Annotated in this window: 16 protein-coding genes and 1 pseudogene; 14 read left to right on the top strand and 3 right to left on the bottom strand. The window is 52.2% G+C overall.

Annotated features, from left to right (window positions below):
* Positions 1–25: 25 nt before the first annotated feature.
* From C4K38_RS31395 to C4K38_RS31380, 4 genes are all read left to right on the top strand, one after another.
* Positions 26–3,118 carry a hypothetical protein gene (locus C4K38_RS31395; RefSeq protein WP_124345329.1) on the top strand — a complete coding sequence of 1,031 codons (3,093 nt, stop codon included), beginning with the start codon at positions 26–28 and terminating at the stop codon, positions 3,116–3,118.
* On the top strand, positions 3,108–3,617 hold the full coding sequence (locus C4K38_RS31390) for a hypothetical protein (protein WP_081001610.1): 510 nt from the start codon (positions 3,108–3,110) through the stop codon (positions 3,615–3,617). Before C4K38_RS31395 ends, C4K38_RS31390 begins: the two co-directional genes overlap by 11 nt.
* A gap of 187 nt (positions 3,618–3,804) precedes the next feature.
* The gene (locus C4K38_RS31385; protein WP_081364276.1) at positions 3,805–4,305 is read left to right on the top strand and encodes a hypothetical protein; all 501 of its coding nucleotides are present in this window, start codon (positions 3,805–3,807) and stop codon (positions 4,303–4,305) included.
* Positions 4,306–4,496: 191 nt separating this feature from the next.
* The gene (locus tag C4K38_RS31380) at positions 4,497–5,018 is read left to right on the top strand and encodes a hypothetical protein (protein ID WP_124345328.1); all 522 of its coding nucleotides are present in this window, start codon (positions 4,497–4,499) and stop codon (positions 5,016–5,018) included.
* Between the two features lie 85 nt (positions 5,019–5,103).
* On the opposite strand, the gene C4K38_RS31375 is transcribed toward C4K38_RS31380, so the two are convergent.
* Positions 5,104–5,379 carry a DUF3077 domain-containing protein gene (locus C4K38_RS31375; protein ID WP_053281442.1) on the bottom strand — a complete coding sequence of 92 codons (276 nt, stop codon included), beginning with the start codon at positions 5,377–5,379 and terminating at the stop codon, positions 5,104–5,106.
* A gap of 566 nt (positions 5,380–5,945) precedes the next feature.
* Here C4K38_RS31375 and C4K38_RS31365 point away from each other — a divergent pair.
* From C4K38_RS31365 to C4K38_RS31350, 4 genes and pseudogenes are all read left to right on the top strand, one after another.
* A pseudogene (locus tag C4K38_RS31365) lies at positions 5,946–7,622 on the top strand (type VI secretion system Vgr family protein); the annotation flags it as partial.
* Positions 7,623–7,768: 146 nt separating this feature from the next.
* Positions 7,769–9,736 (top strand): DUF8812 domain-containing protein, encoded by a 1,968-nt coding sequence (locus C4K38_RS32685; RefSeq protein WP_232007627.1) that lies wholly within the window; start codon positions 7,769–7,771, stop codon positions 9,734–9,736.
* Positions 9,737–9,741: 5 nt separating this feature from the next.
* Entirely contained in the window at positions 9,742–10,143 is a 402-nt protein-coding gene (locus tag C4K38_RS31355) for a lysozyme inhibitor LprI family protein (protein WP_164487029.1), read from the top strand.
* A 45-nt stretch (positions 10,144–10,188) separates the two neighbouring features.
* Positions 10,189–10,785 (top strand): lysozyme inhibitor LprI family protein, encoded by a 597-nt coding sequence (locus tag C4K38_RS31350; protein WP_081001607.1) that lies wholly within the window; start codon positions 10,189–10,191, stop codon positions 10,783–10,785.
* 82 nt (positions 10,786–10,867) lie between these two features.
* Here the strand turns inward: C4K38_RS31350 and C4K38_RS31345 are convergent, their stop codons facing one another.
* On the bottom strand, positions 10,868–11,134 hold the full coding sequence (locus C4K38_RS31345) for a DUF3077 domain-containing protein (protein WP_053281441.1): 267 nt from the start codon (positions 11,132–11,134) through the stop codon (positions 10,868–10,870).
* 561 nt (positions 11,135–11,695) lie between these two features.
* On the opposite strand from C4K38_RS31345, the gene C4K38_RS31340 reads away from it, so the two are divergent.
* From C4K38_RS31340 to C4K38_RS31315, 6 genes are all read left to right on the top strand, one after another.
* On the top strand, positions 11,696–14,056 hold the full coding sequence (locus C4K38_RS31340; RefSeq protein ID WP_053281440.1) for a type VI secretion system Vgr family protein: 2,361 nt from the start codon (positions 11,696–11,698) through the stop codon (positions 14,054–14,056).
* Positions 14,057–14,068: 12 nt separating this feature from the next.
* On the top strand, positions 14,069–16,255 hold the full coding sequence (locus tag C4K38_RS31335) for a phospholipase D-like domain-containing protein (RefSeq protein ID WP_053281439.1): 2,187 nt from the start codon (positions 14,069–14,071) through the stop codon (positions 16,253–16,255).
* Positions 16,256–16,298: 43 nt separating this feature from the next.
* A complete protein-coding gene (locus C4K38_RS31330; RefSeq protein WP_231998585.1) occupies positions 16,299–17,108 on the top strand; it encodes a tetratricopeptide repeat protein in 810 nt (269 codons plus the stop codon).
* Positions 17,095–17,961 carry a tetratricopeptide repeat protein gene (locus C4K38_RS31325; protein WP_053281438.1) on the top strand — a complete coding sequence of 289 codons (867 nt, stop codon included), beginning with the start codon at positions 17,095–17,097 and terminating at the stop codon, positions 17,959–17,961. The genes C4K38_RS31330 and C4K38_RS31325 overlap by 14 nt, the downstream gene beginning before the upstream one ends.
* Positions 17,962–18,064: 103 nt before the next feature.
* Entirely contained in the window at positions 18,065–18,274 is a 210-nt protein-coding gene (locus tag C4K38_RS31320) for a hypothetical protein (protein ID WP_016703149.1), read from the top strand.
* A gap of 204 nt (positions 18,275–18,478) precedes the next feature.
* Entirely contained in the window at positions 18,479–18,862 is a 384-nt protein-coding gene (locus C4K38_RS31315) for a hypothetical protein (RefSeq protein ID WP_025807007.1), read from the top strand.
* A gap of 76 nt (positions 18,863–18,938) precedes the next feature.
* On the opposite strand, the gene C4K38_RS31310 is transcribed toward C4K38_RS31315, so the two are convergent.
* Entirely contained in the window at positions 18,939–20,339 is a 1,401-nt protein-coding gene (locus C4K38_RS31310; protein ID WP_053281437.1) for an aminoacyl-tRNA deacylase and HDOD domain-containing protein, read from the bottom strand.
* Positions 20,340–20,364: the final 25 nt, after the last annotated feature.

Genomic DNA, 20,364 nt, shown 5'->3' with positions numbered 1-20,364 from the left:
GGCTTGATTGCCGTTGGAGAGATGTATGTCGTCTGAAAAGTATGAAATCGTTGAAAGTGTTGGCAAGACTATTCGAAATGTAACTTCATTTTCCAGTCTGGCAAAACATCACCCATCTTCCGGTCAAGAGAAAGGGCGGGATTATGAGGTCATTGACGGGCATAACGAAGAAATACGAAAAAGCAAGAACGGGCCAACCCTTATCAAGAAGGACTTTGTCCTCAAGGTAAATGGTAGCATCAAAGGCGTGGAAGTTCCTGCGCCAATTTCTGGATATGTAAAAACATCCATAAATTATGGCGCTGTAAAGATCTATGATGCACCGACAGGCGGCAGGCTTATAGGCCAAGCACTTCACTTGGATACTAAGTTCAAGGTGAAGGATGGACAGTATATAGAATATGGCCAGCCTATTGGGATTCAGTCTGGTGTCGGGGTAGCGGGAAAAGTAACTTATGCTGTGCATTCTCATATTGAGTTGGAGAAGGCGCAGTTTGAAAAATATATTGCTGATATTGTTAGTGGGGTTATTAGGCCAGGAGTTGCTCCTAAAGGTTCATCCACGGGTACTGCAAAGAATACATCAATTGAAGGGTATCAGTTCCCTTTTAGAAAGCCAGATGATCAGGGATATAAAAGTGCCGACGAAATCTATGAGGTCTTGCAAAAAGAGACCTCAGGGCACTACTTGTTGAGTGCCCATGGGTTCTGGCATGGTGGGATTCATATTAGTGATAAAAGTGCACCTCAGTGTGTGCGTGAAACGCCTATCCGGTGTATCGGGGACGGTGAGGTTGTTGCGTATCGGTTAAATGAAAGCCATCTGACTTCTGAGTTTGTAGGCTCGAATGATTGCGCGTCTTTAAAGTATTCTACGTCGTTTTGCCTTGTACGCCATGAGTACAAGTCCCCTAAAAAGAAGACTGCTGAAGGTGAAAAGGGTGGGGGGCAGAACTGTCTAACTTTTTATAGCTTGTATATGCACCTTCTTCCATTCAAAGACTACTCCGTAAAAGAAGTTGATTTAAAAAGAAAGGTTAAGGCGGTTAATGGTGGCTGGCTTGCGCGAAGCTTACCGCTGGGGAAGGAGGGGAGTGAGGTTTTTGGTAATATTCCTACTGGCACAGAGTTCGAGATTCTTAAGGAAGAGAACTCGGCCGACGGGAAATATAAATTTGCCTATGGCCGTATTACCAAAGGCAGCTTTTCGAATAAGAAGATAGATGATTGCGTATGGTTTGCTATAGAGGAGAATGGCGAAGCAATCAAAGATAATAAAGGAAGTAATCGTCTCCAGGATATTCCTCCGCGGGAGCGGACGACTCCTGGCTATTGGCACGGAACAGTAAAGGCGACTGTAACGACCCTTCAAGGGCTGAAGGTTCGCGGAGCTCCCATAGGGGAAAAAGGTGGTCCGCAACTTGCACCACAGCAAGTACTTTGTACCGGTAGCACTATTGAATTCGATTCTGCAAAGATCAAGTGGCTGACTCTCGAAGATGGAGAGCGCTACCCTATGGCCGAATGTAAGTTTATTCCTGGAGACGGGGCCGGCCTGAAGGGCGAAGGTGTCTTGCCTCCGACATTTTGGTGTTGCGTAAGTGATACTGGGGCAAAACCGTTCATCACCAGAAAAGGTGTTGTTCCATCCCGCTTCGATAGCGTGGTCTTAACCAATACGGCGATAAAGGCAGGGGAGCCTATCGGGTATATGGGGCTTTATGAGTCCCCGGCCAGTGCCAAAGGTGGTGTGAATAGCAAGCACCAGGTTCATGTCGAGATTTTTAGTGCGGATAGTGGACTAGAGAGCTTCTTGAAAAATCCAGCTGGGATTCTGGATGGGAAAAAGTACATCATTGTCAGCAAAGGACAAAAACTGGCATCAAAAGGCGGAAGTTCTGAAAAGCCAGTATTTGCCGAGCAGACAGCCCCGCTGGAAAACAAGTTGATAGTGGCATTGGGTCAAGCCAAGAAGATAAAAGATGCCGAAGGTAAAGAGTGGTTTGAGCTTACCACCCCGGGCCCTGAAAAAAAGATAGCGGGATATATCAGTAAGGAAAAGTGCGAGATCGTTTGTCAGCACGATTGGGAGAAGTTAGGTTTTACAGTCGTCAAAGAGAATAGCCAAAACGCGGATGGATTTCTTGACCCTGAACAAATGCCGAAATTCTTTCAGGAACTGTATAAAGAAGTAGACAGTAATGGGGATAACAACATAACTCCCGGTGAGCTTCAGGCCTCGTTACGCGATACAGCCATACGTGATAAATGGTCAAAACTGATTGGTTACCATCCAACGGAATGGCAAGCGAAATCGTCTGAGCCGAAATGGGCTCGCATCAAGGATTTATTGAAAGATACACCAGACTTGCTTAAACATGAGCAAGGAAGAATTGATAAATTGGTTTTTTGGGATGAGCTTGCTGGGGCAATGCAAGTCTCACTACCAAAGCAAATCTATCACTTTCATCCGATAGCTTTCGTCAATAATTTAATGAAAGTCTCGGTGCCTGGTAAAGGTTGGGCCCACAGCGCATTCGCGGACTTATTGGCGAGTGTGGAATCGAGCAATGATTATACTGCTTATAATAAAACAAAAGGCGGAAAGAAATCTTTTTACAAGACTAACTTAACAGATCTTACCATCGCTGAGTTGCAGCAAAAACAAGCGGTCCGTGATATTTTTGCAGCCGGAAGGTATCAGATGATACCTGACACAATTAATGGAGCTGTGAAGAAGCTTGGGCTTGATACCTCTCTGAAATTTGATGAGGTTGTCCAAGATAAAATATTTGAAGAGTACCTAATAAAAGTGAAGCGTAAAGCATTCATTCAGTATTTGGAGGGGGATGGTGATGTTGAAAGAGCTATTTATGCTTGGGCGTTAGAGTTTGCCTCTGCAGGTGTACGTAAAGGGAAGCCTATCAGCTCTATCCCCAAACGTGATAAGAATAATAAGATAGTTATGGAAGCGGACGGTGTGACTCCTGTGATGTTGTCCAGAGTGGCAAGTTTTGAGGGGCAGTCGTATTATGCTGGAGACGGGCTTAACACTGCTCATATTCTTCCCGATGACATGGTTCGTGTATTAGAGGAGTCAAAGCAAAATGGTAAGTAATATTTCGTGTCGTCGATGGTTTTGGTTGGGGCTGTTTTTTATTTCCTGTTTTGCTCATGCAGCGGGATTTCGCTTTGAGGATTATAAGGTCGCGGAAATATTTCGAGGTGAGCATCATGAAGTAGTAACCCAAGATGAACCTGGTGATAATTGGGTCGAGGATAGAAAAGAAGCGATCAAACAGCCTGTTGATTTTGCTGGTCACTATGTTGTTTACACAAATGGTTGCGGTGGTGGCGCCATCTGTGGAGAGATACTAGATGTTGAAACTGGGGAGGTGGTGGCTTCATTTCCTAATGCTTATTATATTCTTGGGGACGATGGTAAGGCTCCCTTCACGGCAGTGCATAAGCCTGACAGTCGGCTACTTATTGTCATAGGTGTTGCAGCCGATCCTGAAGTTGGCTTGAAAGGGGAAAGTCTACCCTCCAAAAACAGGCAGCGCTTCTATGAGTTTAGTAATAATGAACTGAGGTTGGTTAAAGTCATTGAGAAATAGACTTTCTATGAGGGTGAGGTGTTTTTTATTTAGTCGCAAAGAGTAGGAGTTATGCTAATGATTGCTTAAAAGTAGCTCGTATTTTCTGCGAAAAATTCTTGATCTATTCTTTGCTCAGCTACTAATAGGGACAGAAATAAAGACAAAAGGGTGGCACTTGTTGAGCACCCTTTGTATAGGGTGGTACATGCCTAAAAATAACGGTATTAAAGTTTTATTTGTATTTTTGATCTTTGGTTTTTTTATATTTCCGGTTTTCGCAGGGGAAGCTGATATTACTCTGTGTGAGCTGCATGAGGATATCTACTTCAGTTGTCCACTTCCAGGAGGGAAAATTGTATCGGTATGTGCTTCTGGTAATGATAAGCCGAGTTCGGGGTATGTGCAGTATCGATATGGTGCTCCTGAAAAAATAGAATTTGTATATCCCAAAGAAAAACTTCCACCCAAAGGACGGTTCTATGTTGTTAATGCCTCGGAGGGAAGCGTAAATTTAGATATAATTAAGTTTTACAATGGTAAGTATACATATTTTGTTGCACAAGCTTTTGTCAGTTTCTTAACCGTGTTGAAAGACGATAAGGTTGTTCTTAGAAAATCTTGCGAGGCAGGTGGCTATGCATTCGTTAGTCGAGCAGCGTCAAGAGGTATTGAAGCCCTTCCGAAAAGTGCTGAAGACTTTCGGTGATTTCTAAAACATAGATAATACGTACTTTTTTGTGTGCAGGTAGGGGAGTAGGGGGTGGGTGTGAAAGAACTATTCATGATGCCGTTTTTATATGCGTGAAAACTGGAGTGTGAATGAATTCGTCCACTCTTATAACACTCTCCTTGCTCTCCATCGCTGCATATGATTAATTTTTCTATGGGTAAACCTGAATGAATAATATATTTTCGATTCTTTTTATATTTTTCTCTTCCGTAGGTTTTTCTTGGGGGGATTCGGGTTTGTGGGCTCCTGAAGTTTCCCCTCTCCCAGTCACAATAGAAAAAATAATTGCTAAAGAAAATGAAGTCGATTTAAAGGATATTAATCAATTTCCCAATGGTACATTGAAATGGGAGGGCGGATATATAAGTGCTGTTGTTTTTGATGGCTCAACAAAGAATTGTGCGATTTATGTTTCTAATGGGCGATCGCTATCGCTATTGTTTAGTGGAACGCCTTGTGAGTTTTCCGGTAGTCCGAAAATTGACACTCTCAGAAAAGCTTCGATGCCAGATGTACTGTATAAGGTTAAGCTGTTCCTACCAAGCCGCGGAACGATGGTGGATGAAGTTTTAGCGTTCTATTTTGATGAAGAGAGGAAAACGTACTGTGAAAGTCAGCTTCTCGGTGATTGGTATGAAACAGGAAATAGAAGCATCGAACCCAATGTTAGTGATGGAAAGTGTGAGTGACCAATTTTTAGATCGTGGCTTATTGTTTGTATGAGTAAGTGGCGGCGTTTGTTACGCCGCCTATTTTCTCAACCTGCCAATGTTTTTATTGGGAGGCAATAGAGTTCAACATTGCATGTGATAAATCATCCACAACGGCTTTACCCATTTCACACAGATAGTAAGCAGGCCAAGCATAGCGCTCTCCGCGTTCCTCCATTGCCGCATCGAGCATGAGTTTTTTGGCGTAGTAGAACAGGTTGGAAGCATGCTCCAAGGCTTCCCGAACTGGGATGTCGGGATTGACGCGGAACAGGCTTTGTTCTTTTCCGCCGCAATCGGCGAAGGTGACGATGCCGATGGTTTTGACTGAGGTGGTCATTGCGCACCTCCTGCTGTTTGCAAGTGGTGAGGTTGGTATAGGTGGGATGCGTACATTGGCGTAACTCCTTTTACGTTAAAGAAGCTGCCGTTTTCGTTTCCAGGCGAGAAGGGTGGCAGCTGTACGCGGGCTGGAAAACCGAGGCAAAAGGAACCCGGCAGACCCGAAGGTCTCCCACGCACAGCCGCCATGACGCAGAAATACAGGCACAAAAAAAGCGCCTGCACTTGATGGTCTGGGCGCTGCTGTTGCGCCTTTTTGCTCTTCGGGTTTCCAGGCCCGGTCGCTGATTTTGCAGCGACGGCGGAAGGATAGCGGGCGACTTGGCTCGCTGCAACGACATAGGCATTGCGGCTTGTGACAACCCGCTTTTTTCGGTTGGTTGCGTTATCTAGTTGATTTCAAGCAGCTCTCTATGAGCGGTAGTTCAAATAGGAATTCTCGTACCGAATTCTGGTGTTTTCTTACAGCCGTTTTACGTTCCACTTGATAGCGTCAGTACTCTGAGGACCACCTTTTCATAGCGCCACCGATGTCATGGATGATCACCAAGCAGGGAGCAAGCTATGTTCAATCCTTCCAATGAAACCCACTTCAGCCTGACGGTCGACGACTTCCAGGGTGACTTGCAGGTGCTGTCTTTCGAAGGGATCGAAGGCATCAGCCAGCCGTTCCGTTTCGATCTGGAACTGGTCAGCGAGAACCCCGACCTGGACCTGGAGACGCTGCTGCACAAGCAGGCGTTCCTGGCCTTCGCCCCGGCTGCTCTGAACGGCGAGGGCAGTGGCATCCACGGCCAGATCTACCGCGTGGCCCAGGGCGACGCGGGCAAGCGCCTGACCCGCTACCAGGTGTCGCTGGTGCCGCAGCTGGCCTACCTCGAGCACCGCACCAACCAGCGCATCTACCAGCAGCTATCGGCGCCGAAGATCATCGCCCTGATCCTCGAAGAGCACGGCATCCAGGGCAACGCCTACCGGTTCCAGCTCGGCACCCCGTGCCCGGACCGCGACTACTGCGTGCAGTACGACGAAACCGACCTGCACTTCATCCAGCGCCTGTGCGAAGAGGAAGGCCTGCATTACCACTTCCAGCACAGCCCGCAGGGCCATCTGCTGGTGTTCGGTGACGACCAGACCGTGTTCCCCAAGCTCGGCCAGCCCACCGCCTATATCCAGGGCAGTGGCATGGTCGCCGACGAGCCGGTGATCAAGGGTTTCAACCTGCGCCTGGAGACCCGCACCCGCCGTACTACTCGACGCGATTACGACTTCGAGAAGCCGCGCCTGCAACTGGAAGCCGCCTATAAACCCGAGACCGACAGTGAAGAACCGGACCTGGAAGACTACGACTACCCGGGCTGTTTCACCGACCGCGCGCGCGGCAAGTTCCTCAGCCAGCGCGCCCTCGAACGCCACCGCGCCGACTACCAGCAGGCCGAAGGCTGGGGCGACCAGACGCGGCTGGTCAGCGGCCATTTCCTGGAACTGTCCGAGCACCCGCGCAGCGAGTGGAACGACCTCTGGCTGCTGACCCATATCGTCCACGAAGGCAAACAGCCGCAGGTGCTGGAAGAGTCGGTGACCAGCGACACCACCGACAACAAGGACGACTTCCACCAGGGCTATCGCAACCGCTTCCTCGCCACGCCCTGGCAGGTGTTCTACCGTCCGGCCCTGAACCACCCGAAACCGCGGGTGCTGGGCAGCCAGACCGCGGTGGTCACCGGGCCCAAGGGCGAAGAAATCCACTGCGACCAGTACGGCCGCGTAAAGGTGCAGTTCCACTGGGACCGCGAGGGCAAGGCCGACAACAAGACCAGCTGCTGGCTGCGGGTGTCCTCCAGTTGGGCCGGCGACCGCTACGGCGCCATCGTCATCCCGCGCATCGGCATGGAAGTGCTGGTGACGTTCCTCGAGGGCGACCCCGACCAGCCGCTGATCACCGGCTGCCTGTACCACAAGGAACACCCGGTGCCTTACGCCCTGCCGGCGAACAAGACCCGCACGGTGTTCAAGTCCATGAGCTCACCGGGCGGCGCCGGCTACAACGAACTGCGCATCGAAGACAAAAAAGGCGCCGAACAGATCTTCATCCACGCCCAGCGCGACTGGGATGAAAACATCGAGCACGACCAGAAAATCCGCATCGGCCACGAACGCCACGACACCGTGGAGAAGAACACCTACACCGAACTCAAGGCTGAAGAACACCGCATCACCCACGCCGACCGCAAGACCGAAACCCTAGGCTTCAAAGGCCTGCCTTTTGGGGTAACGACACTTATCAAGTCAAAGCAAATGCGCCAGACAAATCATTAGGGCTGCGAGTTCGTAGCGGCAACTCAGGGCAGACCCCGGTTTTGACGGTTCTACCCCGTGGTACCACGGTGAACACTAAACCTGCTCCAGCAACACAAAAATGGCTCGAAATCGTCAGCGTGACCCCTGAAGTCGCAGCTCTGCCAGCAAATACGGGTTGGGTGTTCAAAGGTGAAATGCAGCACCTTTCTGGAGATATTTATTTTGTCGGAGAGAAAGCCGAGGACGCCCCTCCAGGGCAGAAAACCGGGGCGAATATCCGCAGTGCTACGGCAAGAGGTCTGCCTATAGGTTTTTTACCTGCAGGCACGCAAATCAAAATCAGCAATGAACAAACTTCTGGCAAATATCGCAAGCTGCTGGAAATTGTCACCGGCGAATCCATCCCTGCGTTGACACCGGGTGCAGATGGAACATTGCCTGGGTATGTCTGGCTCGACTCTCTTGAGGTAAAAAGCGAACCCAAGACCCCGGGGGTGATTGTCCCGTTGACACCGGTTCATAAAATCAAAGCCGGTGAACTCATAGGGCATGTGGGGAAGTATCAGAACTACTCGGACGCAGCTCCGAAAAACTTACTGCATCTGGAAGTGTTTAGCTGTGAGGACATCAAGGCTTTCATCGACCAGACCAAAGAGCAGGCCGTCAGACTGCCAGAAACAGAAAAGACACTGGTCAAAATCCTGCCACGCATCCGGCTGATTACTCATGTGCCGGGTATGAATGCTACCAACCCCCCCAAGGCGAACGATGCTAGTAAAGAGGTCGGTTATGGTCTGCTCATTCCTGTGAGCGTATTGGAAGCCCTGCCAGCAGAGAAAAAAATCAAAGCTCCGGTGGTGATGGGTGGAGTCACTACCTATACGCAGTGGTGGCACCTGGAAGGGCTACTCGCCGATGCTCAAGGAGAGAGCATCGACGGTTGGTTTGCCGAGCCTAATACCACGTTGTACCGCCACTCGCCTTTTGAATGGGAAGGTTTCACCTTCATCGAAGAAACTGGGAGCAATGTCGATCTCTACGCGGATTTTCTTCATGCGCAAGAGAATATGACGGATGAAGAACGCAAGGCTTACCACCCAAATATCGTGACTGCCGGGGCAGGTCCGACAAAACAATCTCTCTACACTATCCTTGATCGAAATCACGACACGAAGCTTCCACCGGAAGAGATAGGAAATGCCCTGAGTAAGCCTTGGTTCGCCCAACCGGTCTCACAGATGATTATCAAATATGAGAGTGAGTGGGACTACAAGGCAGCGAAGTGGGACTCATTGGATGAGTTAATGGGGCATAGCGAGTCGGCGCCACATAAGGAGTGGGTTGCCGAGAAGGCGCGGATTGAGAGCCTGAGTTGGTGGGGTAAGCTTGGGATAATTGATAATGCCGAAGTATGGCATATACACCCTGTTGGTTTGCTGGGAGCCTTTTGCAAACTGAAGAGCTCAAATGGAAGCTTGGGGAAGGTCACATATGATGCAGAAGGTAATGATATCTCTACGTCGCAATTCTTCAGCAGAGTAATACATTGGCCAGGTAATGCCGAGTCAGGAGTTACTTTAGGGCGAGGCTATGATATGGGGTCACGAAGTGAAAGCTCTATATATGAGCATATGGTTGCTTCGGGGGTTCCAGCTGCTCAAGCTACGAAAATATCTAAAGCCCGTGGGTTAAAAGGAAACTTGGCAAGAGACTTTGTAGCGGCGAATAAACAAGATATCGGGGAGATCACGCTTGAGCAGCAAAAGGCACTTTTTGATTTGATTTATCCAGATTACGTTTCAAGAGCAATAGTAGTTTACAATAATTGGACCTCTACATTGCCGGGACGTATAGAGTGGGAAGGATTGCAGCAGATAGTAAGAGATATACTGGTGGACTTTGTTTATCAAGGATTCACCCAAGGTCCAAACCCAATGAAGGCAGGGATGAATGATGATGTGGATGAGCTTATTAGATATATAGAAAATACTCCTGCTATAAGTCAGTATGAAGGCGGGCGACATCGTGCTAATTATCTAAGAAATAACAGGTGATGAGAATGTTTTTTGATTATTTTAGGAAGTTTTCTTTGCTTGCTCTGCTTGCGATTTTTTCGTCTTTTGCTATAGGGGGAGAGTGCGATAATATTACATTGAGTGCCCAGGTTGACCTGTGTGCAAAAGAAAGAAAAGACAGTGCGGATGCGAAGCTGAACGAAAGCTACAAAAATCTAATAAGTCGAACTAGAGCCCAATATGAAGCAAACTCTGAGTTAGGTGGTTTGTATTTGGAGAAGCTTAAGGGGGCGCAGCGTGCATGGTTGAAATATCGTGATGCTAATTGTGATCTGGAAGCATTTGAAGTAGAGGTAGGACGGCCTGCTCACATAACGATAGTTAATAATTGTGTGGCTCGAATGAGTGAGGAACGTACCGCTTATTTGAATGGGGTTATGAAGTGATTTTTAGTGATGAAGTGCTTCAGCTTCATTTGAGGAGGCGCTGAAATGCAAACGTTGGAAATAAGTGGTAGGGTCGTAACTTTTTTAGGGTGTCTAATGGTACTAGTTAGCCCCGCGATGGCAGATGCTAAGTGCGATGATAGTATAACAGTGAACTCGGACATCGCACGTTGCTCTCAAGAGTCTCTCGCTAAAATTGATAAGATTCTGAATGAGCAATATAAAGCTCTTTCTGCTGAATTGACTCCAGTCCTTAAAGCTGACTTGCTCTCTAGCCAGAAGCTTTGGATTCGCTTGAGAGACGAACAATGCAACGACGCGGACGAAGCATCTTCAGGTCAAGAGGCTCCAATTGAAAAGCTTTCGTGTTTGAATCAACTCACGAGCTTTCGTGTAAATGAAATTATATATTTGCGAACGGGTGTTATTGGGGATGGGTTTTATAAGGCGGTATCCGTCGTGAACAAAAAAGCAACTTCTATGGATTACGCTAAAGCTGTTGCATATATTGGTGGGGATATGAATTTTGGAGCAATCTGGTCTGAATATGCAAAAAATAACTGTGCAATGACACAGAAGCTTTATGGGGAAGCCTCTGACCGTTGTTTGTCTAGAATGCGTTTTCAGATGCCGATCTATTGAATGAGCCTCTGAGATTTTACTAGGCAAGCCATTATTTTTAATGGCTTGCCTTCTATGTGTTAAAGACTCAGGGCGTACTATTTTACTGGCTTGGTGAAATGGAGTTCGAAATGTCGTCCACTACGGCCTTACCCATTTCGCACAGGTAATAAGCCGGCCAAGCATAGCGTTCTCCCTGCGGCTCCATCGCCGCATCGAGCATGAGCTTTTTGGCGTAGTAGAACAGGTTGGAAGCATGTTCCAAGGCTTCTCGGGCTGGAATATCCGGATTAACCCGGAACAGGCTTTGTTCTTTTTCGCCGCAGTCGGCGAAGGTAACGATGCCGATGGTTTTGATCGAGGTGGTCATTGCTCACCTCCTGCTGTTTGCAGAGGGTGGATCTTGGACTGGCGGGTGATGTACATGGCAGTAACTCCGTTTACTGAATTGAGCTGCCGTTTCGTTTCCAGTCGAAAGGGTGGCAGCTATGCGCGGGCTGGAAAACCGGAGTAAACGGAACCCGGCAGACCCGAAGGTCTCCCGCGCACAGCCGCCATAACACGAGAAAGTCAGGCACAAAAAAGCGCCAGCAATCGTGATAGTTGGCGCTGCTGCGCCGTTTACTCATCGGGTTTCCAGGCCCGGTCGCTGATTTTGCAGCGACGGCGGAAGGATAGCGGGGAGGCTGGGCAGCTGCAACGACAGGATTACCGCATTTTATGACGATGTGTTTTCGGCGTGTTCAGTGGGCTTTGTTGCCAGCTTCAGACAGATCTTTGTGAGTCGCGCATCAAATTAGGAATCATCCTGCCGATGCTCGGTGTTTTCCTACAATCGTTATGCGCTCTACTTGATAGCGTCAGTATTCTGAGGACCGCCTTTTCATAGCACTACCGACGTAATGGATGATAACCAAGCAGGGAGCAAGCTATGTTCAATCCTTCCAATGAAACCCACTTCAGCCTGACGGTCGACGACTTCCAGGGTGACTTGCAGGTGCTGTCTTTCGAGGGGATCGAAGGCATCAGCCAGCCGTTCCGTTTCGATCTGGAACTGGTCAGCGAGAACCCCGATCTGGACCTGGAGACCCTGTTGCACAAGCAGGCTTTTCTCGCCTTCGATCCACAAGACCGTGGCATCCACGGGCAGATCTACCGCGTGGCCCAGGGCGATGCCGGCAAGCGCCTGACCCGCTACCAGGTGTCGCTGGTGCCACAACTGGCTTACCTCGAACACCGCACCAACCAGCGCATCTACCAGCAGCTGTCGGCGCCGAAGATCATCGCCCTGATCCTCGAAGAGCACGGCATCCAGGGCAACGCCTACCGGTTCCAGCTCGGCACCCCGTGTCCGGAGCGCGACTACTGCGTGCAGTACGACGAAACCGACCTGCACTTCATCCAGCGCCTGTGCGAAGAGGAAGGCCTGCATTACCACTTCCAGCACAGCCCGCAAGGCCATCTGCTGGTGTTCGGCGACGACCAGACCGTGTTCCCCAAGCTCGGCCAGCCCACCGCCTATATCCAGGGCAGCGGCATGGTCGCCGACGAGCCGGTGATCAAGGGCTTCAACCTGCGCCTGGAAACCCGCACCCGCCGCACCACCCGTCGCGACTACGACTTCGAGAAGCCGCGCCTGCAACTGGAAGCGGCCTATAAACCCGAGGCCGAAAGCGAAGAGCCGGACCTGGAAGACTACGACTACCCGGGGCGCTTCACCGACCGCGCCCGCGGCAAGTTTCTCAGCCAGCGCGCCCTCGAACGCCACCGTGCCGACTACCAGCAGGCCGAAGGCTGGGGCGACCAGACACGACTGGTCAGTGGCCACTTCCTGGAATTGTCCGAGCACCCGCGCAGCGAGTGGAACGACCTCTGGCTGCTGACCCACATCGTCCACGAAGGCAAACAGCCGCAGGTGCTGGAAGAGTCGGTGACCAGCGACACCACCGACAACAAGGACGACTTCCACCAGGGCTATCGCAACCGTTTTCTCGCCACGCCCTGGCAGGTGTTCTACCGCCCGGCCCTGAACCACCCGAAACCGCGCGTGTTGGGCAGCCAGACCGCGGTGGTCACCGGGCCCAAGGGCGAAGAAATCCACTGCGACCAGTACGGCCGGGTGAAGGTGCAGTTCCACTGGGACCGCGAGGGCAAGGCCGACGACAAGACCAGCTGCTGGCTGCGCGTGTCCTCCAGCTGGGCCGGCGACCGCTACGGCGCCCTCGTCATCCCGCGCATCGGCATGGAAGTGCTGGTGACCTTCCTCGAAGGCGACCCCGACCAGCCGCTGATCACCGGCTGCCTGTACCACAAGGAACACCCGGTGCCTTACCCGCTGCCGGCGAACAAGACCCGCACCGTGTTCAAGTCCATGAGCTCGCCGGGCGGCGCCGGCTTCAACGAACTGCGCATCGAAGACAAGAAAGGCGCCGAACAGATCTTCATCCACGCCCAGCGCGACTGGGACGAAAACATCGAGCACGACCAGAAAATCCGCATCGGCCACGAACGCCACGACACGGTGGTGAAGAACACCTACACCGAACTCAAGGCCGAAGAACACCGCATCACCCACGCCGACCGCAAGACCGAAACCCGCGTCGACGACCACCTGACCGTGGGCGAAAACCAGCACATCAAACTCGGCACCGCGCAACTGACCAAAGCCGGCCAGGAAATCCACCTCAAGGCCGGCGCCAAGATGGTAATCGAGGCGGGCAGCGAACTGACCATCAAGGCCGGTGGCAGCTTTATCAAGCTCGATGCCGGCGGCGTCACGGTGGTGGGGCCGGTGGTGAAGATCAATGCGGGGGGCTCGGCGGGGAGTGGCACTGGGATCGGTATTCTGATGCCGGGTCTGCCGGGGGCGGCTGATGCGGACAAGGCTGGCAGCCTGATGGAGGAGGCGTTGGCCAACCCGGCGAAAGAAACAGTGCCGGGTCAGCTGTGCATTCGTATTTCCCCGTTGCCCAACATGCCGGGGTATCCGGATGAGCCTTATCAGCTTTACGCCGATGGCGCACTTATCGACAAAGGCTTCAGCGACGAGAAGGGCAATGTGCTTTTCCAGCATATTCCCGGTACCCGCAACTACTCGGTGGAAACGGTGAACGGACACCGTTTCAACCTGGACATGAGCGAAACCTCGACCGAACAGACGCGCCAACGCAGTGAACGCCTGGGGCGTGAGGGATACCGCGACTTCCCGGGCGCGGCGGCCTCCCTGGAGGCGTTGAGCAGCAGTGAGGCGTTCCGCCAATTGTGGGCGGATCAAAGCGAGCAGAAAGAGTAAAGGAAGCACTCCATGACATACCTCGATCAGAAACTGTCGATCTCGCTTGAAGAAAGCGCCGCAACCCTGACCTCGGATTGGTTCGCTCACAAGAACAATCCGCTAAGCCCGCCACGTCCGGCAGGCAACGTGGTGACGCCGCTGGTGTGTGGCGAGGAAGCCTTCAAGAAGGTCTATGAATGCATCCAGGCAGCTACGAAAAGCATCGACCTCATCAGTTGGGGCTTCGACCCTGGATTGCGTCTCGACCGGGCCTCGACCGACAGCCCCAGTCTGGGAAAACTGCTCAGGCAGAAGGCCGAAAGTGGTGTCGAGGTACGGGTACTGATCTGGAACAACCGACTGGCCCAGCTCGGTGAAAACTCGGTGATCGGCGAGGGCTGGAGCGGCGCCGGCGGAACATCGATGGGTTCCGGAATGACCGCGGGCAAGCCGGCTGACACCAGCGCCCTGGGTGAAAAACGGAAAAAGCTTCTGGAAAAACAGCAGCAGGAGCAGGCACGCCTGGAAAAACTTCCGGCAAACGACGAGGCTGGCCGACGAGCCACGCGCGACCGTCTGATCGACATCCAGCAAAGCCTGGATGCCCTGGACAGCGGCTACACCAAGGGCCGTGATTCGGGAGGGACGGTTCAAGCCCCGAACGAACAGGTCGAGACCCGAGATTGGTATCGCTGGGTAAACAGCCGCGAAGCCCGCAATATCGAGTTTCGTACGCGGGATTTCGAGTTCATAGGACAGTTGACCTACGACGATCAAAATGGCCTACGCATGCATTGGGGGCGCCTTGCCATCCTGTGGCGACTGCTCAAGGACGAGTCTCACGATGTGTCCTTCATGCAGATGATGCTCCTGAGCCTGTTTCCCAGCCATCACCAGAAAACTCTGGTGGTCGACTACATGGACCCGCAAAAGGCGGAAGGTCTCGTGATGGGCCACAACCTGCAGCGCAACTACTGGGACACCACCGCCCACGCCTACGACGATGCAGCCGGCAAGCGCGACCTGGGCTTCGGCCCTTGGCAGGACCTTTCCCTATTCGTACGTGGCCCGGTGCTGTTCGATCTCAATCACAACTTCTGCAATGCCTGGGACAAGAGCAGCAGTTGGATACGCCGTATCTTTAAGGGCACCCTGAATCACGAGCGGTCGTCGGTCAAACCGCTGAGCCTGATTCGTGATGGTGGAGAGCCCGCGCAGATTTGCCGGACTCAACCGGAAGAAGGCCCGGAAAAAACCATTCTCGAGGTATATGAAAAGGCCCTGGGCAATGTGCATCAGTACGCCTATATCGAGAACCAGTACTTCCGCTACAAACCGCTGGCCGAACGCCTGAAGAAAGTTGCCGCCGACTACGTCGCTGCCGGCAAACAACAGGACTTGCACTTGTTCGTGGTCACCAATAACCCGGAGAGCGGGCACTTCTCCAGTTCCACCTACGAGATGCTCGACACCCTTGGTCAGGGTGAACTGATGCCCTTGGCCCACCGCGACCTGCTCTACGATCAGCGCCAATTGGCCTACAGCCAACGCGAACTGAAGGCCCGCGCCGAATCGCCGACTCGCGATCAGGAACTGGCCAAGGTACAGACGCAAATGCATGAGCAGGGTATCGATCCGAGTCGCGCCGATGAACTCCTGGCCATGGACCCCAACAAACACTACAACCAGGCCGCGGCTCGCGAACTGGAGCCGGAGATGCTGCCGCCCAAGGGGTTGAAAATCATTATCGCGACCCTGGTCAGTTGCAAGGACGGCGGCGAAACCGCGACTGCCAAGACACGCGAGCAACGCCAGACCGAACGCGATATCACCGAACACCTCGGCCCGGAACAAGGCATGGCGCAGTACAAGTCCATCTATGTACACAGCAAGCTGCTGCTGGTGGACGACCTGTTCTTCACCCTGGGCTCCGCCAACATCAACGAACGCAGCCTGAACTCGGACTCCGAACTGAATATCGCCATGCCAAGCCCGCAAACCACCCGGACCTGGCGGGAGCGGTTGTGGGGGATGCATTCGGGGAAAGGGGTAAGTAAGAAGACACCCTTTTTAATCGATAATATTCAAGATGATTATGAAAAATGGGACGCGATCATCACCAAGAATTGGGAAAATCAAAAGAAAAAACTACCACTAAATGGAAACTTAGTCAGATTTTGGGATGTGGTGACACCTTATGCAAAAGCCCTTGATTAGATCGATATTTGCTCTGTTTTTATTTTTTTATGGAGTCCCAGTTATGGCTTACGAATTCAAATGTGTGCATGAGAAGGACACTGCTCCCCCTCTGAACCAACAAGCTGACGAATGGTTCAAACAAGCTCGATCTATCAGTAAAGAGCGCTTGCCTGACTGGCCCAAAGCCGCCCATCTATACCAACAAGCAGTAGATAAAGACCACTGGAAAGCAATGCATAACCTTGCGGAGCTACATCTACGTGGCGATGGGGTTCCTAAAGACACGAATAAGGCGATTGACTTATACCTGAAAATGACACAGTTGCAGGTTCCGCTGGGTTACTACGATATGAGCGTAATGACACAAAGAGGAATTGGTGTTGTGCAATCAGACAGGACTGCCATGCAGTTTCTGATTAAGGCAGCAGAATTGGGAAGCCCTCAAGCTCAAACAAGGATTGGTTACATTTATATATATGAAAAAAATAAAGATTCTGTTGGTATCAGCTATCTGAAGTGCGCCGAAAGTCAGGATTATGCAGATGCTGCATACAAACTTGGTACATATTATGAGTCGGTAGACAAAAATTACCCTGTCTCCATGCATTATTATCAACGAGCTGCAGCGTTAGGTGAGCGGAAAGGAGCTATGGAAATAGAAGATGTATTTCAAAATGGTAAGTTTTCTTATAATAAAGACAAGAAGACTGAAGATGCATACTACAAAGTATCCAGGGAACTTGCCAAAAATCCAGATTTGCGCTTTCCCAATCTGGCCAAAGATCACCCGCTGCCACCGAACCCTGTGCAGGGTTATCACGCAGATAAAGACATCAACTGGAAACCGACCGGACGTAATGACGACTATTAAAGCACTGCTGGCTGTTGTGCTATTGGGCAGCAGTGGTTTTTCCATGGCATACGATTTCAAGTGTGTTCATGAAAAAGATATTGCTCCTCCTCTGGATCAGCAGGCAGATCAATGGTTCAAACAAGCTCGTGTGCTTAGCAAAGAACGCCCAGCTGACTGGAGCAAAGTTGCCAGTCTGTATCAGCAGGCTGTAGAGAAGAACCATTGGAAAGCAATGCACAATCTTGCAGAGCTATATTTACGCGGTGATGGTGTCTCGAAAGATACAAATAAAGCTATCGATCTTTATATGCGAATGGTCGAACTTGAGGTTCCGTTGGGCTACTACGATATGGGTGTGATGGTACAGCGGGGTATAGGGGGTACTCAGTCCGATAAGAATACAATGCAGTATTTAATCAAGGCAGCAGATTTAGGTAGTCCTCAAGCTTTAACGCACATTGGATATTTGTATGTATACGAAAAAAATAATGATCAGCTAGGGTTGAAGTTTCTTAAGTGTGCTGAAAAACAAAATTATGTAGATGCTGCCTACAAGCTGGCATCTTACAATAGTAATATTGATAAAAATTATCCGGTTGCAATGCATTATTATCAGCGGGCTACTGCGTTGGGCATGCGGAAGGCAGCATTGGTAATTGAAAGCACTTTTGCGGATGGCGACCTTGGTTATATAAAAGATAAAAAAATAGCACTTGCGTACAGTGATATTTCCAGTCAGCTGTACAAAAAGCCCGAACTTCGCTTTCCTGATCTAGCCAAAGAGCACCCACTTCCAGCGCATCCTATTCAGGGTTATCACGCGGACAAAGACATCAACTGGAAGCCAACCGGACGCGATGACGATTATTAAGAGAAAACCCACAACGAGAAGTATCCCGAAAAAATAGCTTCAACGAGCCTATGCGAAGCATCAAAACGCGACCTATGGGCTGTCCCGATCAAGGAGCCGCATAATGCATAAGATATTCACGGTACTGGCGATTTTGCTGCTTGCCATCTCGATACTCAGTGCTTTGCTCGGGTTGGCTGGCATTGCTGGCGGGGCAAGCGGCAGTGGGGGCATTTCCGACTCCGTCGACGTTGCGTTCCTGGTTGCCAAAGTGCTGCTCGCCTTGAGCCTGTTGTCTGGAGTGCTGGCTATTGCCTGGCCCAGGAGTGGATAAGGCTGAATCAGGTTGCAGGATTCGCAGGGTTATGAGCAGGTCTCTTCGTGACGACTCATAAAGGCTGCTCTTAAACGAGCGTGACTTGGCGGTCATAATCCCCAATAACGCGTTCATCTTCCCTTAACCTTGCATAACTGTGGCGTTCCCCTCCGAAGCCGCTACACTGCGCCAGCCGTTCATTTTTTCTTTGGGGCTTTGCGCATGAAATTTCGTTTTCTTCTGTGGATGCTGGGGCTGTTGATGGGCAAGGCCAGCCGGACCAATCCTGCGTTCCAGCAGCAGTTGGGTGACAAGGAACTGGTGTTTCAGCTGCAGACGCTGGATGGCAAGGTGGCGCGGCATTTCCGGGTGAAGGACCAGCGGATTACCAGTAAGTCCGGTGTGTATCCCGAGCCGGCGTTCGCCATTGCCTTTAAAGACGCGGCCTATGGTTTTGCCACGATGCAGGCGAAGAACAAGCAATTGGCCTTTATGACCGGGATTCAGGACAAGTCGATCCAGATCAAGGGCAACCCGGCGCTGGTGATCTGGTTCCAGGGGCTGACCAAGTACTTGAAGCCGAAGAAGGCCAAGCCGAAGGCTTGAGGGCGGGCTGTATACCAGCCGGAAGATGATCGCGGGCAAGCCTCGCTCCTACAGGAGCGGGGCTTTTTTCTGGGGGTCAGTGCTGGCTGAACTGCGAGGCCAGTTCGCGCAGGAGCACTTCGGCTTCGAGGACCTTGCTGACCACGTCTTCGGCTTTGTCGCGGGACAGGCCGAGACGTTCGAGCAGGGCGTCCGGGATGTCTTCAACGGGGCCGGAGCCGATGCCGCGGCTGCGCAGCAGGCGCACGGCCAGGCATACCAGGTTCGGGTATTCGGCGTAGGCGCCGTCATAGCTCGGGTCGTGCTGGAAGCGCAGGGCGGTGGACAGCTCGTCCGGCATATCCCAGTAGCGCATCAGCCAGGCGCCGATCTGCTCGCGGCTGATGCCCAGCAGGTGCTGTTCCACGTAACTGTGGCAGAGGTGCGGGTTGACCTCCAGGTGGCGGCAGATCAGCGAGAAGTGCGGCGGGAAGACGTGGGCCAGCAGCAGGTAGCCGAAGTTGTGCAGCAGGCCGGCGAGATAGGTCAGGCCGGATTCCGGGCGCTGGGCGCGCGGCATGGCGCGGGTCAGGCCTTCGATGACGGCGGCGGTGTAGATCGACTGCTGCCAGTACGGCGTGCTGTGTTGCGGGTGGTCCTTGGGCAGGCTCAGGGTCTTGCCCAGGGCCAGGCCCAGCGCCAGGTTGATCACCAGGTCGAAGCCCAGCACGCGGACGATGGCGTCTTCCACCGAGCGGATCTTGCCCGGCGAGGCGTAGTAGGGCGAAGCCGCCCAGCTCACCACTTGCGCGGCCAGGGCCGGGTCGGTTTCCACCACGCCGGTGATGTCGTCGATGGTGGCGTTGGGGTCGACCCGCAGCTTGATGATCTTCTGCGCGGTTTCGGCGAGCGGCGGAATCTCGATGGTCGCTTCCAGGCGTTGCTGGATGCGCCGGGCGGTGAAGGCCTGCATGGCCTGGGTGATTTCCTCGCGGTCGTCGTCCGGGCGGTCGAGGTTCGGGCGGATGCTGCTCAAGGCTTCGCCGAAGTTGCCGGCGCTGGCCTTGCTTAGCATGCTCTTGAAAGCGTCGCTGGTGATTTCCAGCAGCAGGCCCGGTTCGCCGGAGTTGATCAGCAGGAGCGGCTCGCGCAGCAGGCTTTCGTCATACAGGCAGGGCGAGCTGGTGAGCGCCGGCAGGCCGGGCAGCAGGCTCAGGTTGTGTTTGCCGAGCATACGCTCCAGGCGTTCCGTGGATACGGCGGTCAGGCGGCGGCCGGTCAGTTCGGCGAGGCGATTGAGGTCCAGCAACTGGCTCTGCGGGAACAGCACCATCAGCGCGCCGACGGCGTCGTCCAGCAGGACCGCCTGTACCTTGCGCGCGGCCGGCAGGCCCGGGTGATCGAGGACTTCCGTGAAGCCGATGTTCAGTTTGCCGAGCAGCAGCCGGATTACAGACGGAGCGTGCGGGGCTGCGGTGGCGAGGGCAACTTCTGTCATGGTCTGTATCCGTTTTCAAACAATT

Source organism: Pseudomonas chlororaphis subsp. piscium (assembly GCF_003850345.1).
GTDB lineage: Bacteria > Pseudomonadota > Gammaproteobacteria > Pseudomonadales > Pseudomonadaceae > Aquipseudomonas > Aquipseudomonas piscium.
Note: the sequence above shows the minus strand (reverse complement) of the source record. Positions and strands in the feature narration are given on the sequence as shown.

Bases quoted from the DNA above. Each gene is read 5' to 3' on its own strand.
- C4K38_RS31395 (WP_124345329.1), top strand. From the start codon at position 26: ATGTCGTCTGAAAAGTATGAAATCGTTGAAAGTGTTGGCAAGACTATT.
- C4K38_RS31390 (WP_081001610.1), top strand. From the start codon at position 3,108: ATGGTAAGTAATATTTCGTGTCGTCGATGGTTTTGGTTGGGGCTGTTT.
- C4K38_RS31385 (WP_081364276.1), top strand. From the start codon at position 3,805: ATGCCTAAAAATAACGGTATTAAAGTTTTATTTGTATTTTTGATCTTT.
- C4K38_RS31380 (WP_124345328.1), top strand. From the start codon at position 4,497: ATGAATAATATATTTTCGATTCTTTTTATATTTTTCTCTTCCGTAGGT.
- C4K38_RS31375 (WP_053281442.1), bottom strand. From the start codon at position 5,379: ATGACCACCTCAGTCAAAACCATCGGCATCGTCACCTTCGCCGATTGC.
- C4K38_RS31355 (WP_164487029.1), top strand. From the start codon at position 9,742: ATGTTTTTTGATTATTTTAGGAAGTTTTCTTTGCTTGCTCTGCTTGCG.
- C4K38_RS31350 (WP_081001607.1), top strand. From the start codon at position 10,189: ATGCAAACGTTGGAAATAAGTGGTAGGGTCGTAACTTTTTTAGGGTGT.
- C4K38_RS31345 (WP_053281441.1), bottom strand. From the start codon at position 11,134: ATGACCACCTCGATCAAAACCATCGGCATCGTTACCTTCGCCGACTGC.
- C4K38_RS31340 (WP_053281440.1), top strand. From the start codon at position 11,696: ATGTTCAATCCTTCCAATGAAACCCACTTCAGCCTGACGGTCGACGAC.
- C4K38_RS31335 (WP_053281439.1), top strand. From the start codon at position 14,069: ATGACATACCTCGATCAGAAACTGTCGATCTCGCTTGAAGAAAGCGCC.
- C4K38_RS31330 (WP_231998585.1), top strand. From the start codon at position 16,299: ATGGCTTACGAATTCAAATGTGTGCATGAGAAGGACACTGCTCCCCCT.
- C4K38_RS31325 (WP_053281438.1), top strand. From the start codon at position 17,095: ATGACGACTATTAAAGCACTGCTGGCTGTTGTGCTATTGGGCAGCAGT.
- C4K38_RS31320 (WP_016703149.1), top strand. From the start codon at position 18,065: ATGCATAAGATATTCACGGTACTGGCGATTTTGCTGCTTGCCATCTCG.
- C4K38_RS31315 (WP_025807007.1), top strand. From the start codon at position 18,479: ATGAAATTTCGTTTTCTTCTGTGGATGCTGGGGCTGTTGATGGGCAAG.
- C4K38_RS31310 (WP_053281437.1), bottom strand. From the start codon at position 20,339: ATGACAGAAGTTGCCCTCGCCACCGCAGCCCCGCACGCTCCGTCTGTA.